Consider the following 14604-nt stretch of genomic DNA (forward strand, 5'->3'; position numbering starts at 1 on the left):
TCCCTCTCTAGGCTGGTGAGCCGTTAGTCTCCCAGCGCGTGGGAGGCTATAGGAGGTTGTCATGCTCACTACCCCAGAGAAGCACATTTCTCTAGCAGAGTTTACTGGGACAGAAGTTGCGGGCTTAAACCAAGTCAAATGGGAGTTGAATCAACTTCCGGCTGTGGATGTTGGTGATTACATTGTGGATCTCCCGTCCGAACGGCGCGCCATTGCCTTCCGACTGCTGAACAAAGACATTGCTACTGATGTATTCGAATATCTGCCGCCCGACATTCAGGAAGAGTTGATCAGCTCCTTGCAAGCGGCGGATGTGCGGCGATTGGTGGAATCGATGCGTCCCGATGACCGGGCCGAACTGTTTGACGAACTACCCGCCCGGATTGTTAAACGCCTGCTGCAACAGCTCAGCTCCAGCGAACGCCAAGCCACCGCCACGATCCTCGGCTATCCGGAAGGCACGGCAGGCCGGGTGATGACCACTGAATATGTGCAGTTGCGCGAAGGGCTGACCGTTGGTGAAGCGCTGGAAAAAATCCGTTCGACTGACCAAGACAAAGAAACCATCTACTACGCCTATGTCACTGACGATCAGCGGCGCTTGGTGCGGGTGGTATCCCTGCGGCAGTTGTTCTTCACAATTCCGACAACGCTGGTGCGAGATGTGGCCAGTACCCGCGTGATCAAAGCCTACACCCAGATGCCGCAGGAAGAAGTGGCGCAGATCATGAAGCGCTATGACCTGATTGCCTTGCCAGTGGTGGATCGGGAAGACCGGCTGGTGGGGATTGTCACCATCGATGATGTGGTGGATATTCTGGAAGAAGAAGCCACCGAAGATATCCAAAAGCTAGCGGGTGTCAGCGGCGGTGATGAATCGGCCCTAGCTTCGCCCCAAGTTACACTACGCAAACGTCTCCCCTGGCTGGTAGGCAACATTGCCCTTTATATTGGTGCAGCGAGTGCAATTGCACCGTTTCAGGGGGTGATTTCGCTGGTGCCAGTTCTGTCAGTCCTGATGCCGATTTTGGCCAACAGCAGTGGCAATGTGGCGTTTCAAGTTCTGTCTGTAACGGTACGGGGCTTGGGTGTAGGCGAAATTACTCCTAAAGATACGCTGCAAGTTTTGCGCAAAGAGATTTTAGCGGGAATCGGAACGGCGCTGGTGCTAGGACTTGCCCTGAGTCTGCTATCTCTCGTTTGGGCACCGCCGCACGAACGCTGGGTTGGGGCATTGGCAGGACTGGTAATGCTGACGAATGTGCTGCTTGCTGTCACGCTGGGCACCCTGTTGCCGATGGGCCTAAAGCGGCTCAACCTCGATCCAGCCCTGATCAGCGGCCCCCTGTTGACCACTACCCTGGATGCAGTTGGGTTTCTCACCTTCCTCAGTCTGATTTCAGTTGCTTTGCGGATAGTTGGATAGATTTTTACTGGAGACGTTCATTAGAGCGTCTTTTTTCATGACTTTTCATATACGACACGAGTTCACAAAAGCCTGCAACTTCAGCCTTCTGAGTCAGATAGGCAGGTAGATGGGTGATTTGGTCTACATAGTGCCGCAGGTTCGCGACCCCGACTGAAACCGGAAAATAGTTGGGGTCGAACAAACTCTGGTCATTGGGGCTGTCGCCCACAGTGATGACCTCAACTGGCGTAAGCTGCGGAAAATAGCGGTTTAGAACCGTTTGCAGGCCGATTGCCTTTTCCTGCTGCAGCGGCTTGATATGACATTGCACCGTACTATAGGTAAACCCCCAGCCCTGCTGATGACAGCGGCTCTGCATGTGCTGCAACTCTCTTAAGCTCAGCCCTTGCACATCGAAGGTCCAATCTGTGATCCGAAACGGATTGTCGGTGGACTCTTGGATTTTGGGGAATTCTCGCTGTAAATCAGCGAACATCTGCGCCAGCTTTTGGCGATGCTCGACGCGATTAGAAATATCAGACAGGCCAATAGCTACTTCGTCTCTGGAGTAGTACAGGCCCCCGTTTTCAGCAATTGCTCCAGCTACGGGCAGATAATGCACAATCGCACTGACCCATCCCGCCGAACGTCCGGTGACAATCAGCACAGGAATACTAGCCTCTGCTAGCTCCGATAGGGTTTGCAGCAGTAGAGGAGTAAATTTTTCTGCCTGCGTCAGCGTACCATCCATGTCGGTAGCAATCAAACGCACTGATTGAAGTGCAGCAGAGGTGAGTGGCTGCAAGGGTTGCCAGGATTGGGTAAAGGTCATGGGCAGAATTTCAACTATGACTTTCAACTATAGTGTTTGCCAGAAGAGATAGGCCACTGTTGTGGGCGCGAAGCGCCCCTACAACAATATCTCCGTCCTCACTGTCGTGGCGACGGCTATATAACTTTCAACTACAGGCGAACACGAGTAAGAAGCCAAGGCATGAGCGCAAACACACCCAGCATGATGTAGTAGATTGTGCCAGAGACCGGATCAGGGTTGATCAACGATTCAGTCGGCGACAATCCGCGCAGTCCCATACCGACCGCGATCTCTGCCAGCAGCAGCAGACCTAGAGCAATCAGACCCAAACTAAATAGACTCCAGGAATTCGTGAAATCAGCATGCTGCCTCACCCAACGCGCCGCTAGCCCAATTGCAATCAACATCAGCGGCATCTCCAGCAGCTCAGCCATTCTAGTTCCAACATGGGGCGCAACCAACAGGACGCGAATAAAACCAAGCACAAATCCAGCCCCGAAAACAATAGCAAAGTAAATTACAGCTAGCTTGAATACCTGCATAGGGCAATCTGGTGGAAGATAAGAAATAAAAGGGAATAGCGACAGGGAATTCTGAGAAACTACCAGGTAGCTTACAAGGCTCTCAACTGAATAACTGGTTAGAACGCTGGTCCTACAACTAGTACCTAAAATCTTATTGGTTGTCTTACCAAAAGTCAGGGTAGGATTTGAGGCGAGGCAGGCCAGAGAAGGTTAGAGAAAGCTAGAGAAGGTTAGAGAACAACAGGGAGCAAGAACATGTACCGCAATGGCAGACCGCGCTTGTTTTGGTCATTGATTTTACTATTAGCATTGGTGAGTACGCTGTGTCTGTACCAACTTGCGACTACGACACTACACAGTGCCCTACAACAGGGAGTACTATCGGCCAATGTCAATCAAGCCGCGATTTCTGGCGGACGGGCTAAAGGCGGCACCTTTAATCGGCCCTCGTCGCCAGCCCCCAGCTATAGCCCAACTCCCAGCTACAGTCGGTCTGCTCCCAGGGGTTATTCAGAAGGTTACTCTGATTATGATGAACGGCCAAGCCGCCCCTATCCCCGCTCTTACTATCCCAGCTATCCGGCTCCCGCACCGATTCTAATTCCCTTTCCTGCTGCTCCTGGTCCAACCTATATCCCCAGCCCAACCTATGCTGAACCCGTAGACGACGGATTAGATGTTGGCTTCATTTTTGTATTGCTGGTTTTAGGTTTTGCTGTTTTACCGATTGTTCTCAACTATATTCGTTTAAGTTCTACTAAATCTGAGCAAACGGGCGCTGATCAGCTAAACGAATTGGCAAACGACGTGGTAACTGTGACGCGGCTACAGGTAGCCTTACTCGCTCAGGCTCGCGAACTTCAGCGAGACTTAACGACCCTTGCCGAGCAAGCAGACCTGAGCACCAAGCAAGGTCTATCCGAACTACTGCGGGAGACGATTCTGGCCCTGTTGCGCAACCCGGAGTACTGGACCCATGCGCGCAGCAGCTCCCAAACCCTAAAAACTCGCGAAGCAGGCAGCCGCCTGTTTGAACGCCTCTCTCTGGAAGAGCGCAGTAAATTCAGCATGGAAACGCTGGTGAATGTGGGTGGCCAAGTACGTCGCCAAACCCTGCCGACCAGCGATGCTGATCCGGCGGCTTACATCGTCGTGACCCTGTTGGTAGGTACCGCCGATGATTATCCCTTGATCGGTACGGTGCGGTCCACTAGTGAACTGAAACAGGCACTGCAACGGTTGGGTGCGATTTCCCCCGACTATCTGCTGGTCTACGAACTGCTTTGGACACCACAGGATGAGCGAGACAGCCTCAGCCGCGAGGAGTTAATTGCCCAATATCCAGACCTGGTCCAGCTTTAGAGACCCACCCACTCACCCACTCACCCACCCATTAAACGCAATGAAGAATGGGGAGTCGGCTGACAGAACTGAACTAGCCAATCCTTAATTCGATAGGTCGCGCGGCAGTCGTCTTCGTTGTAGCGCAGGATCGCGTCTAGATATCGCTGTTCACCCGTTTCCATCCATTGGGCAAACCAGCAAATCGACTGGGCACCGCCAGCATCCGGATCGCGCCAGTTGAAGCCGAGCCAGCGGGCAATTGGCTTCAGGGCATAGCTCTCAACCGGCAGAATTGCTACACGGGTAACGCGCTCATGCAAATCGATAAAGCGGTGCATCAAGGGTTCTACCAGCTCCGGAGGCGTGTTGTAGACTTCTCCTAGCCGCCGTACTGCCTGCACCTCGTAGGGGCAAAAGTGAAAGATGGGCGCATCGGCATAGCGCCAGACAAGATCCAGAAACTGTCGCCAAATTAGTTCTTCTTCGGCAGTCGATTGGGCCAGCAGCGGGTAGAAAGTTTCGGTCTGAGTAACCCGGTTGACCACGAGTAGCCCATGCAGATAAATCAAACTTGGTTCTGGTGCAGCTTCGATGTCGAAGTAGAGTTCGATGGGCGCAGTGGGCAGTTCATCTAGGGAGAGCAATAGCTCGGCAGGCTCTGACGCATCGGCAATTGCCTGGTTATAAAGCATAGCTTGCGCCTGTTTCACCAACCGCTGGGCGACTTGCAGGCCGAACCCAGGGAGGTTTTCCAACTGCTTGGGATTAGCTGAGGCCAGTGCTTCCAGGGTAGTTAGCTCAAGAGCGCGCAAATGCGTATAGCGACTGGGCGTTACCCCCGGCAGCAACGATAGGTGGGTATCAATTTGGGCCAGTTCGTAGCAATGGTTAAACCACTGGCAGAGGTCGCAGCGGTTATGGGCGATAAACACTTCCGGTTCTTCGGGGTGCAGCAGGGTTTGAATGCAGTCTCGCAAAATGTCCTGCATCCGGGGCACCGTTTCAGTCAGGTTCACCGCATAGGCTCCCCGCTGCCGCAGAAACAGCCAGCCAGTTTCCGGCCAAGCTCCCTGCACTGCAGTTAATACATAGGCATGAAAGGCAACAGTAATCTGATAATCCATTTTGGGCCGTTTGCCCAGGCGAATATCGGCAGGTACATAGATCCAATCACCAAAGATCGACTGACCGGGCTGTTTAATCAGCAAATTGGGACAGCTCACGAGCCGCAGGCCATTCTCTAGCTCGACCAGCAGCACTGCCTCAGCGATTCGCTCCACGCCCTGCTGCATCAGAGCCAATGTAGCGGTAGCTCCTGCGGTCCAGTCTCTGGCTGGATATTGGGGCCGGTGGGCTGTTTCCTCCCTGAGGACAGTTTGCCGATGGGCTAAACTATCTTGCCGCAGCTTGGCGACATAATCGCTCGGCGGGTCTCGCTGCTCTGGATCGCCATATAGCTCTAGAAAGGCTCGCCGCTGACAGCGCTGATATTGAAACAGCAAATCGTCTGTTAACCAAATGCCCTCCGGACTCGACTGAACGGGCACAGAGGGCAGGGGCAACAAGTTTTTAGACACTAGAACCGAGAAGGCTGGTTGGCATCCCTCAGCCTCCTGGAAGTTAGGTCGGTGAGGGCTAACGGACAAGAGCCTCCTGCTTAGACAGGGCAAAACTGCCAGAGGCATGAAGAGCGAGGCGTCTCAGTGGCGATTCTGCTATCGGCCAACCGCAGGACTGAGTAAGGCTGCACAAACTTCGACTCAGGTGCGTTCGGCTCAAAGGGGTTCGGCTAGCGGCCTGTCGGCAATGGCTCATACCGGCTGGGATCTCACAGAGAGGTTGGATCTTTGTTGAACCAATTCCCTATGAATGTAACTTGATTTCGACCTGTTTGGCTATGGGGGCAGAGATTTTTATATTGGCAAGGCTGGCAAAACGCTAACCAACTAGCAACAACTGCACAGAAACCTAACTGCCATACTCCGCATCTGTCACCATTTGCGAGGTTGTAGCCTGCGGCTTCAGCCAGGGAATTTTGGCATCCTGAGCTAGCTTCAGCGCCACCGCATGAGCACCATAGCGATTCAAGTGGCTGGGGTCAGAAAAGTAGCTGTATTGCGTGGTCCATTGTTCGCTCAGGTCGCGGAAGACAAAGTTGCGCTGCTGCAAACTGAGCTGCACCATATAGTCGCGAAATTCCTGCTCGTATTCCAACCGTACTGGATCAAGGTAATCCTCAGTCAGGGGCAGATTAACAAACACCACCGGAATCTGGCTAGCTGCGGTGAACTTTAACAATGCCTGCAGCGCCGCCTCTTGGCTGCCGGAAATGCGGAAGTTTTCGTAGTCACTATCGTATGCGCCTAATACTCTGGCGTATTTCTGGTAGTAGGTGGCCGGATTAAACTGGGTTGCCAGCGACAAAAAGCCGGTTTCATCCGGTAGGGATTGGCCCGTTTTGAGAATTTCGCTCACCTGTGAATCCGCATCATCCGCCCCGGATGCCACATCCGCTACATCACCGGGCAACAGGCGAACCATTTGCTGCTGTAGCCAATGTTTCAACTGGTCTCGGTCGGTTTGCCTGCCGGTGAGTTGACCCACTTGCTGACTCAACCAACGGTCGATCGACTGGTAGCTATCAGTCAAGCTGGTGTTGATACTGGGCTGGGCGGCGGGAGCGGTGGTCTCTGTTGAGCTGTGGGGAATGGCGAGCGTTCCGGCCAACAGTTCGCGATAGGCGGGCGACGCTACCATGCCGTTATAGGTAACATCGACTGTACCGCTGTTAAAGGCCCGTGCGCCATCGGCCCAAACGATCATACGGGGAAGCTGTTCGGGGGTAAGAATATGCTGCACCAATAGGTTCACCACCTGAGCGGTTGCGCCATTAATGCCAAAGTTGAACACCTTAGCATCGTCATAGCCCAGATCGGCCAGGGCATTTTGCAGCGCCAGTGGATCAACCCCTCGCAGCGCTCTGGAGCTGCCGACAATCAGCACATCCGGCGGACCAAACTGCTCCACAAATCGATAATAGAGCTGAAGTTTTTCATCCAGCAGCGGGCTGTTGAAGCTGGGCAAGGACGGGGCTTCAGCTAAAATTTCTGCCGTGATCAACGGAGCCGTTTGGCTGCGAGGCGTGTAGGCCAATCGGGTCGGCTTGGTAGATGCATCATTTAGCGGAGTTGGCTCAGAGCGAGTAAAGCTACTGCTGTTAAAGGTATCGTCTTGCGGCGGTTGGGCTGCCTGTGGCAACTGGGGCATTGGCGAAGCAGTCTCGGTCTGAGCCGTTGTAGGTTTAGAGGCAGCAGAGATGGTTGCTGATTCACCACGGGGTTTGGCTTGAGCCAGCTTTTGAGACACCTGCCCCAGAATCCAGTTGGTTTGCAGCAGCAGTAACAGGCCCGCCGCGCCCCAGATCCAGACAATTTTCTGACCCTGCGGGCTGCTCTGACCGGGTAGAGCATTCACACCTGTGGTGGCATGGGGCATAAATAGCTGGGAGCGTAATAGGAACTGCTGAGTGCTCTGAAGCAAACGCCGCTGCCAATTCGTCCAGACGTTCTGAATATCTTCAGGCGTCAGATCGGGCCGAATAACAGCTTCACCAGGCTGGGGCAATAGGTCAGCCACATAGGCGTCGGTAGCGGCAAATTCGGGCGCGACTTCGGGCACCAAGCGGGAACGTGCCACAAAGTCGATGCCATAGCTCCAGAGCGGTTTCTTTTGTCCAGCGCGGCGGCCATAGATGCGCACTCCGGCAATCCCAGGGAGATCGAGCTGGCGCAAAAAGCGAATTACCGTTGGAGTGACCTGCTTGCGGTCTGGACAGCGAAACGCCTCGCTCATCACATGCAGCAAATCTTGCTTGGGCAATAGCCGCAGCCGAATCCCGCCGGTCGCGAGATAGGCATCCAAATCCGAGTTAAGCAGGCGGTGCAGCAAAAAGGCGATTGCTTCCCAGTCACCCTGTTTGGCTAGGGTTAGGGCCGATTCGGCCAAAGCAGGATGCTGAGCGGCTGGCAAATCCAACCATTCCACCCAGACGGGTGTGTCCGATTCGGGCACCTGACCATAGAGCGTAGCCGCATGAATTCCCTGGGGCGCAATCGCTTCTAATAGTAGAGCCAAATCGGCTTTCAGGCGCTTGTGCTGGTCGATAATTAGGCTGGGCGGTTCGGACGGCTGGGCGGCACAGCAGAGGTGTAGCGTTGTAGCGTTCAGCGTCGCAGTAGTGATCTGCAAATGCAGCGAGCGAATGTCCTGATTCAGCAAGCGTTGAATCGCCATCACATCACCCCAGCGTGCCCAGTCGCGCAGCATCGCTTCTGGCGGCGTCAGGTCTACACGCAGGGTCCAGTCGGGTCGGGTTTCTCCAGCCACCTGAAACAAAATTACAGCGTCGTGAAACCCTTCGATTTCGAGCTGGCGCAACTTTTGCGTAATCGGCTCACTCAGCAAGGACGGGTCAGGGCTATAGGCAGCTTCGCAGGACACCCAGAGGCGTTTGCTGGTTAGCGCCAGAGGCAAGTCTTGTGGCAAATCTTGCGGCAAGTCTTGCTGTACCGTAGCTGGCGGCACGTAGGGAATTGCTTTCACACTTACCCGCACACCCACACCCAGTTCATTCAGGGTTTCACTCAGGTAGCAGGCAATTGCCATCTCCTCTCCCCGTTTAGCGAGGACGGTGTTGGAGAGGGTGAGGGCAGCCAGATCGGGTGGAGGGCTGACGGGCTGACGGGCTGATGGAGTCGGGGCGACGGTGGCTAGGGCTGGGGTGCAGAGTTGGGCAAGGTGGTGATCTAGTTGATTTAGATAAATGGGGGCGACCCAGGCAGGGCGTTTTTCGTCGGGTTGGCAGCCGTATAGCCGCACTTGATAAAGCAGTGGTTCGCCAGCGGGCAGCAGCTTAGTAAAGTCTGTGTCTTTCAGAATCGGCAGCAGCCATTGCAGCAGTTCGGTCTGATCTGGGCAGGGCGTTTGACGACAAAGCAGGTGCAGGGTATTACCGCGCAGCCGATATTGAATCTTGAACCCGCGACGAGCAAACGTGTAATGCAGCCACTGCTCTAATCGGGAGGTGGTGCGCTTAAAAGCGTGATTTTGACCTGGTTTAGCAGACTGGTTCGCAGACTTAGACATGCAACTCTAAACGCTTGGCTGGCTAGACGAGTGGGTAGACACAGGCTATGCCCTGGTCGGGTACTTGCCGGGCATCTATCAGGCATATAGAATACTCGCTCTTTTGCAGATCGCTCACGCCATGTTAACGATGTTAGTAACTGGATAAATGGCTGGTCAATTGAAAAGCACCCAGATTCAGGCAAGCTAAATCTCTAGGCTGGCGCTACAATTCTTTGCCAGAACAGCATTGTAGCCGTTTGAGAGAGCTTAGGCAGGCGCTCTGACCTCGACCCCAAATCAAAGGCTTTGGGCAATAATTCTTTATTTTACTTAACAATTCGACCAAGCTAATTGTGACCGTGATGTCAAAATCTTTATTAAGCGCAAGAGGAAAAGAGAGGCTTCCATCCGATCTTTAGGAGCTAATTGTCAGATATTTTCCTACTCCTGTCTCGACAGGGGATTAATCAACTCGTTTAACCCTTCTCCAATCAACGACAGCCCCACCACAAGCAATGTCAGCGCCAGCCCAGGAAACAGGGCCGTCCACCAAATCCCTGTCGGTAGGGCATCCAATGCCTGCTGCAAATCACGGCCCCATTCCGGTGTTTCTTCTGGTAATCCCAAGCCGAGAAAGCCCAGTCCCCCCAACACGAGTACGGCATCAGCAGCATTCAGAGTAAAGAGAACTGGAACACTCTGAATGACATTAAAAAATAGATAGCGAAACAACACATGCCAGGTTGAAGCACCCATTGAGCGAGCAGCTTCGATGAATAGTTCTGTCTTAACGCTGACCGTATGGTTGCGCACAACCCGATAATACTGTGGAATATAGGCAATGCTGAGGGCAATCGCCGCATTCCAGATGCCTCTACCTACCACAAACGCCAGCGTCACCGACAGCAGCAGCCCCGGCAGCGTGTAGATGGTGTCCATTAAGAACAGCAGTGCCCGATCCAACCTGCCGCCCAAGTAGCCGCTGACCATGCCCAAGGGCACTCCAACCACCAAACTCAACACCGTTGCTGCCACCACTACCTGCAATGCTGCCTGCGTGCCAAACAATGTGCGCGAAAACACGTCGTACCCTTGCCGAGAGGTGCCAAACCAGTGGGCCAGCGAGGGCGGTTCGTGAATTGGGTTTGCTAAGGCTTCCATCGGATCCTGAATCCAACCCCAAGACTGAAGCAAGGGTGCGAACACAGCGATTAGCACAAATAGCAGCGTGATCACAATTCCAGCCACCATCATTTGGATCGAAAGGCGCGGGTACTGGGAAAGGCGACGCAAACCGGGAAGACGAAATTGACTGACAGCCATGCGTGCAATTGGAAAAGAATCTGTTTCATCTTACCGTTTACGTGTAGTGCAGTTAAAACATGCTATATAAACTTCCTCTACCGTCCAACTCTACCGTCCAACTCTACCGTCCAAAGTTGATTGAAGCCAGAATGACGAATTCTCAACCTTCAGTTACGCTCAACACCTCACTCACTCTCAGAAACCAAACCTTTGAGTGGGGCAGCCAAACCTATCTGATGGGCATTTTGAATGTGACTCCCGACAGCTTTAGCGATGGCGGCCAGTTCAATACCCTAGAATCAGCCCTAAAGCAGGCTCAGCACATGGCGACTAGCGGAGCGCATATCCTCGATGTTGGTGGCCAGTCTACTCGGCCTCAGGCAGAAGATATATCGCTAGAGACCGAGCTACAGCGGGTTGTGCCGGTGATTGAAGCCATACGCTCCAGCTCCGACCCTGTCCTCCAGGCAATTCCCATTTCCGTTGATACGACTAAGGCCGAAGTTGCCAAAGCCGCCGTGCTGGCCGGAGCCGATTTGGTCAATGACATCTCGGGGGCTACGTTTGATCCAGCTATGCTGCCAACAGTGGCGGAATTGGGCGTGCCTATCGTCCTGATGCATATTCGCGGTACGCCCAAAACCATGCAGCAACACACTAATTACCAAGACCTGATCGGTGAACTCGTCCATTTTCTGGCCCAACGAGTTGAAGCCGCCATCGCTGCTGGCATTGCTCCTAACCAGATTCTGCTCGATCCCGGCATCGGCTTTGCTAAAACCTTCACCCAAAATCTAGAGATTCTCCAACAGCTTCCTCAACTGCGGAGTCTCGGCTTTCCATTGCTAGTTGGCACCTCTCGTAAAAGCTTTATCGGCCACATTCTCAACCAGCCCGATCCAAAACAGCGCGTTTGGGGAACAGCAGCCACCTGCTGTGCCGCGATTGCCGGCGGTGCGGATGTACTGCGAGTACATGATGTGCCAGAAATGCGAGATGTGTGTCGAGTTACAGATGCCATCTGGCGATCGCATGGCCCTAGCATTGCTCCTTAATCCCTTAATGTTGCATCTCTATTGGTTGAGTGGTTCACTCTGGGATGGATACTGATTAATAATTTCTAGAATCCGTGGCGTAAACACCTGGTTGCTAAGCTGAATGGATGTTTGGAGAAGCTGGGGTGTAACCATAACTAACTTTTCACCTGTTAGGGGTTGATAACGGTGCTAAGTAAACTCAAACTTATCCATTCTGTTTGCTTCAATATAGATTTAACATATTCGTAGAAATTGAATCTCTGCATTAACAACTTTACACGTTTCAAATCATTCGACGCATCAAACAATAGCTTGAGTGCTTTCAGCCACCTATGTAGAACACAATCAGTTTCTCATATCACCAGCAAGACATTCGAGCGGGTTGGGGCATTTAACTCGCTGTCAACAAAACATCTTCGATCAGGGCAGTGGTCTCTTCATATCGAGTCATATCGAGTCATATCGAGAATTAATTCTTGTCAGCGCAAAATTTTAAAACTCTGCCATCGTTCCCATCCTCCCCCCTCCACCCCCTCAGGTACGATAAAAATAACGCACAGGGGAAACAAAATCATGGGACAAGAAATTCTCGATATTGGCTATCTAGCACTGCCAGAGAACCCCAACGGTCTGGGAGTAATTGTGATTCAAGAATGGTGGGGGTTGGTGCCACACATCAAGTCGGTGGCGGATCGGTTTGCGGCTGCCGGATTTGTCACCCTAGCGCCTGACCTCTACAAAGGCAAAATAACCACCTCCCCAGACGAAGCAGGCCGGATGTTGATGGCATTGAACATTGAGCAGGCTGCCAAGGATCTGGAGTCAGCCATCGATTGCGTGTTGAAGCACCCGGATGTGAAGCAGAAAAAGCTGGGCGTGGTTGGCTTCTGCATGGGCGGACAGTTGGCGCTGCTGGCGGGTACTGTGAGTGACCATGTGGGAGCAATCGTAGACTTCTACGGCATTCATCCCAAGGTGAGGCCCGATTTCTCGAAACTCTCGGCTCCCGTCCTGGGATTTTTTGGCGAGCAGGATCCGTCCGTACCACCCGCAGCGGTCTATCAGTTGGAGGCTGACATTCAGCAAGCCGGAGGCACCATCGAAGTGCGCATGTACGGCAACGCAGGCCACGCTTTTTTCAACGACTCGCGTCCAGAAGCCTATAACCCAGAAGCCGCCGCCGATGCTTGGCAGCGCACGCTAGCTTTCTTACAGCAGCAGCTAACCGCTCAATCTTGACTCATCAGTCTTGACTCATCGGTCGCGAGGTCCTCATGAACCCAATTTCAATTGCAGATATTCCTCCACTGGAAAGCGGTGATCACCTCACGAGTGAGGAGTTTGAGCGGCGCTATCAAGCTATGCCTGATCTCAAAAAAGCCGAACTGATCGAAGGAGTTGTCTACGTGCCAGCCGCCCTCCGCTTTAGAAGTCATGGCAAACCGCATGGCCACATCATGACCTGGCTCGGTACCTATGAAGCCGTGACACCCGGTGTAGAGATAGGCGATAATCCCACAGTTCGGCTAGATCCATTCAATACACCTCAACCTGATGCAGTACTGTTAATTAGCGAAAATGCGGGTGGACAGGCCCGAATCAGCGCAGATGACTATATTGAGGGCGCACCCGAACTCGTGATAGAGGTTGCAGCTAGCAGCAGTGCGATTGACTTGTATGAAAAGAAACGAGCTTATTGCCGGAATCATGTGCAGGAATATTTGGTTTGGCAGGTGTTGGATCAAAAATTTGACTGGTTTCTACTGCACGGAGATGACTATGCATCGTTAGAGCCAGATGCTGATGAAATTCTAAAGAGCGCTACCTTTCCAGGTCTGTGGTTAGCCAGTGCAGCCTTACTGAGCGGTGATATGGCGCATGTGCTGGCTGTTCTACAGCAGGGTCTTCATTCACCAGAGCATACCGACTTTGTAAAGCGGCTCCAGCAGATATAATGTCCTCTTCGCAGAAGATAGAAGTATGAAATGCTACGCCTGACTCCAGACCACCTGCAAACGCTGCACCACCACGCCGAACGCACCTATCCAGAAGAGTGCTGCGGGATTCTCTTGGGTGCGATTCAGCAGCAGGCAGACCAACCTCACAAAACGCTGGTAGACCTAATCGAAACCGAAAACGCCTGGAGTGAAGCAGTCGCGGCTGAGCTTGAGTCAGTGGGCATTGCATCATCTCGTCATGCGTCAACAGCAGCGCGTCGGGACCGCTACTGGATTGATCCGCAAATGCTGCTTCAAGCCCAAAAACAAGCTCGTGATCGCGGCTTACAGATTATCGGCATCTACCATTCTCATCCGGATCATCCAGCGATGCCGTCCGAAACCGACCGCCTGCTGGCCTGGGCAGAGTACTCTTACATCATTCTTTCAGTGCAGCAAGGCAAGGTAGCCGAGACTCGCAGTTGGTCACTGGATGAACATCATCAGTTTCGGGAAGAAAAGTTGGTGGTGCGCTAGTGGTTTTCCTGCGGCTTTCCTGTGGTCTGCATGTTGTGAAAAACCTGGCATAGTTAAGTTAGCAAGAAATTCGGGCAAGTTGGAGTAGAAAGATGCGACGCAGAACACCAGACAACGAGATGGGAAGAATCTTGACCACTTTGACTATCACGAACCGACTTGATGAGGGACTTGCATCCCGTGGCGTTATTTCACCTGAGCAAATTCGCTCTGTGACGCTCAAAAACGTTTTAGTCGATACCGGAGCCACGACCCTCTGCCTACCTGCCGAAACGATTGCCCAACTTGGACTGGAGCTGCTGAGGGAGGTTGATGTTGCTACCGCTACCGGAATTGGCAAAGCCAGAATTTTCCAGGATGCCAAAATTTCCCTGCTCGGACGCGAAGGCACGTTTGAATGTCTCGAACTCTCCGGCGGTCAAAACCCACTGCTGGGTGTGATCCCCCTGGAAGCGCTTGGGATTGAGCTAGATCTACAAAACCAGCAGCTCGTTCTGTTGCCAATCAGCCCAACGCAAACCTACTTAACCATCCTCTCAGTCGCTTAGAGACTGGAAATAACATTGAACAC

The 14604-nt window shown here is 53.0% G+C and carries 12 protein-coding genes; 7 read left to right on the forward strand and 5 right to left on the reverse strand.

Translation table 11 applies throughout. The features are described 5' to 3' along the window. Positions 1-61 precede the first annotated feature (61 nt). The gene (gene mgtE / locus HJG54_RS03425) at positions 62-1426 is read left to right on the forward strand and encodes a magnesium transporter (protein ID WP_316433378.1); all 1365 of its coding nucleotides are present in this window, start codon (positions 62-64) and stop codon (positions 1424-1426) included. A gap of 4 nt (positions 1427-1430) precedes the next feature. Here mgtE and HJG54_RS03430 read toward each other — a convergent pair whose 3' ends face one another. Further along, positions 1431-2240: an HAD family hydrolase gene (locus tag HJG54_RS03430; protein WP_316433379.1), complete on the reverse strand. Its 810-nt coding sequence runs from the start codon at positions 2238-2240 to the stop codon at positions 1431-1433. Between the two features lie 131 nt (positions 2241-2371). Then, on the reverse strand, positions 2372-2764 hold the full coding sequence (locus HJG54_RS03435; RefSeq protein ID WP_316433380.1) for a hypothetical protein: 393 nt from the start codon (positions 2762-2764) through the stop codon (positions 2372-2374). Between the two features lie 237 nt (positions 2765-3001). Between HJG54_RS03435 and HJG54_RS03440 the strand changes: the two genes are divergently transcribed. Beyond that, the gene (locus tag HJG54_RS03440) at positions 3002-4108 is read left to right on the forward strand and encodes a DUF1517 domain-containing protein (protein WP_316433381.1); all 1107 of its coding nucleotides are present in this window, start codon (positions 3002-3004) and stop codon (positions 4106-4108) included. A 20-nt stretch (positions 4109-4128) separates the two neighbouring features. Here HJG54_RS03440 and HJG54_RS03445 read toward each other — a convergent pair whose 3' ends face one another. The 3 genes from HJG54_RS03445 to HJG54_RS03455 form a co-directional block, all read right to left on the reverse strand. Beyond that, on the reverse strand, positions 4129-5736 hold the full coding sequence (locus HJG54_RS03445) for a TM0106 family RecB-like putative nuclease (RefSeq protein ID WP_316433382.1): 1608 nt from the start codon (positions 5734-5736) through the stop codon (positions 4129-4131). 322 nt (positions 5737-6058) lie between these two features. Then, on the reverse strand, positions 6059-9235 hold the full coding sequence (locus HJG54_RS03450) for a hypothetical protein (RefSeq protein ID WP_316433383.1): 3177 nt from the start codon (positions 9233-9235) through the stop codon (positions 6059-6061). 423 nt (positions 9236-9658) lie between these two features. Next, entirely contained in the window at positions 9659-10540 is an 882-nt protein-coding gene (locus HJG54_RS03455; RefSeq protein WP_036001828.1) for an ABC transporter permease, read from the reverse strand. 59 nt (positions 10541-10599) lie between these two features. On the opposite strand from HJG54_RS03455, the gene folP reads away from it, so the two are divergent. The 5 genes from folP to HJG54_RS03480 all read left to right on the forward strand — a co-directional run bounded on the left by folP (position 10600) and on the right by HJG54_RS03480 (position 14581). Then, complete coding sequence (gene folP, locus HJG54_RS03460) at positions 10600-11577, forward strand: dihydropteroate synthase (RefSeq protein WP_316433384.1); 978 nt, start codon at positions 10600-10602, stop codon at positions 11575-11577. 555 nt (positions 11578-12132) lie between these two features. Continuing rightward, positions 12133-12798, forward strand: coding sequence for a dienelactone hydrolase family protein (locus HJG54_RS03465; protein WP_316433385.1), 666 nt, complete (start codon positions 12133-12135; stop codon positions 12796-12798). Positions 12799-12833: 35 nt separating this feature from the next. Next, the gene (locus tag HJG54_RS03470) at positions 12834-13514 is read left to right on the forward strand and encodes a Uma2 family endonuclease (protein WP_316433386.1); all 681 of its coding nucleotides are present in this window, start codon (positions 12834-12836) and stop codon (positions 13512-13514) included. A 30-nt stretch (positions 13515-13544) separates the two neighbouring features. After that, positions 13545-14033 carry a M67 family metallopeptidase gene (locus HJG54_RS03475; RefSeq protein ID WP_316433387.1) on the forward strand — a complete coding sequence of 163 codons (489 nt, stop codon included), beginning with the start codon at positions 13545-13547 and terminating at the stop codon, positions 14031-14033. Between the two features lie 92 nt (positions 14034-14125). After that, complete coding sequence (locus HJG54_RS03480) at positions 14126-14581, forward strand: retroviral-like aspartic protease family protein (protein ID WP_316433388.1); 456 nt, start codon at positions 14126-14128, stop codon at positions 14579-14581. Positions 14582-14604: the final 23 nt, after the last annotated feature.

It is taken from the genome of Leptolyngbya sp. NK1-12 (assembly GCF_032598965.1).
In the GTDB taxonomy this organism is placed as follows: Bacteria; Cyanobacteriota; Cyanobacteriia; order Elainellales; family Elainellaceae; genus Elainella.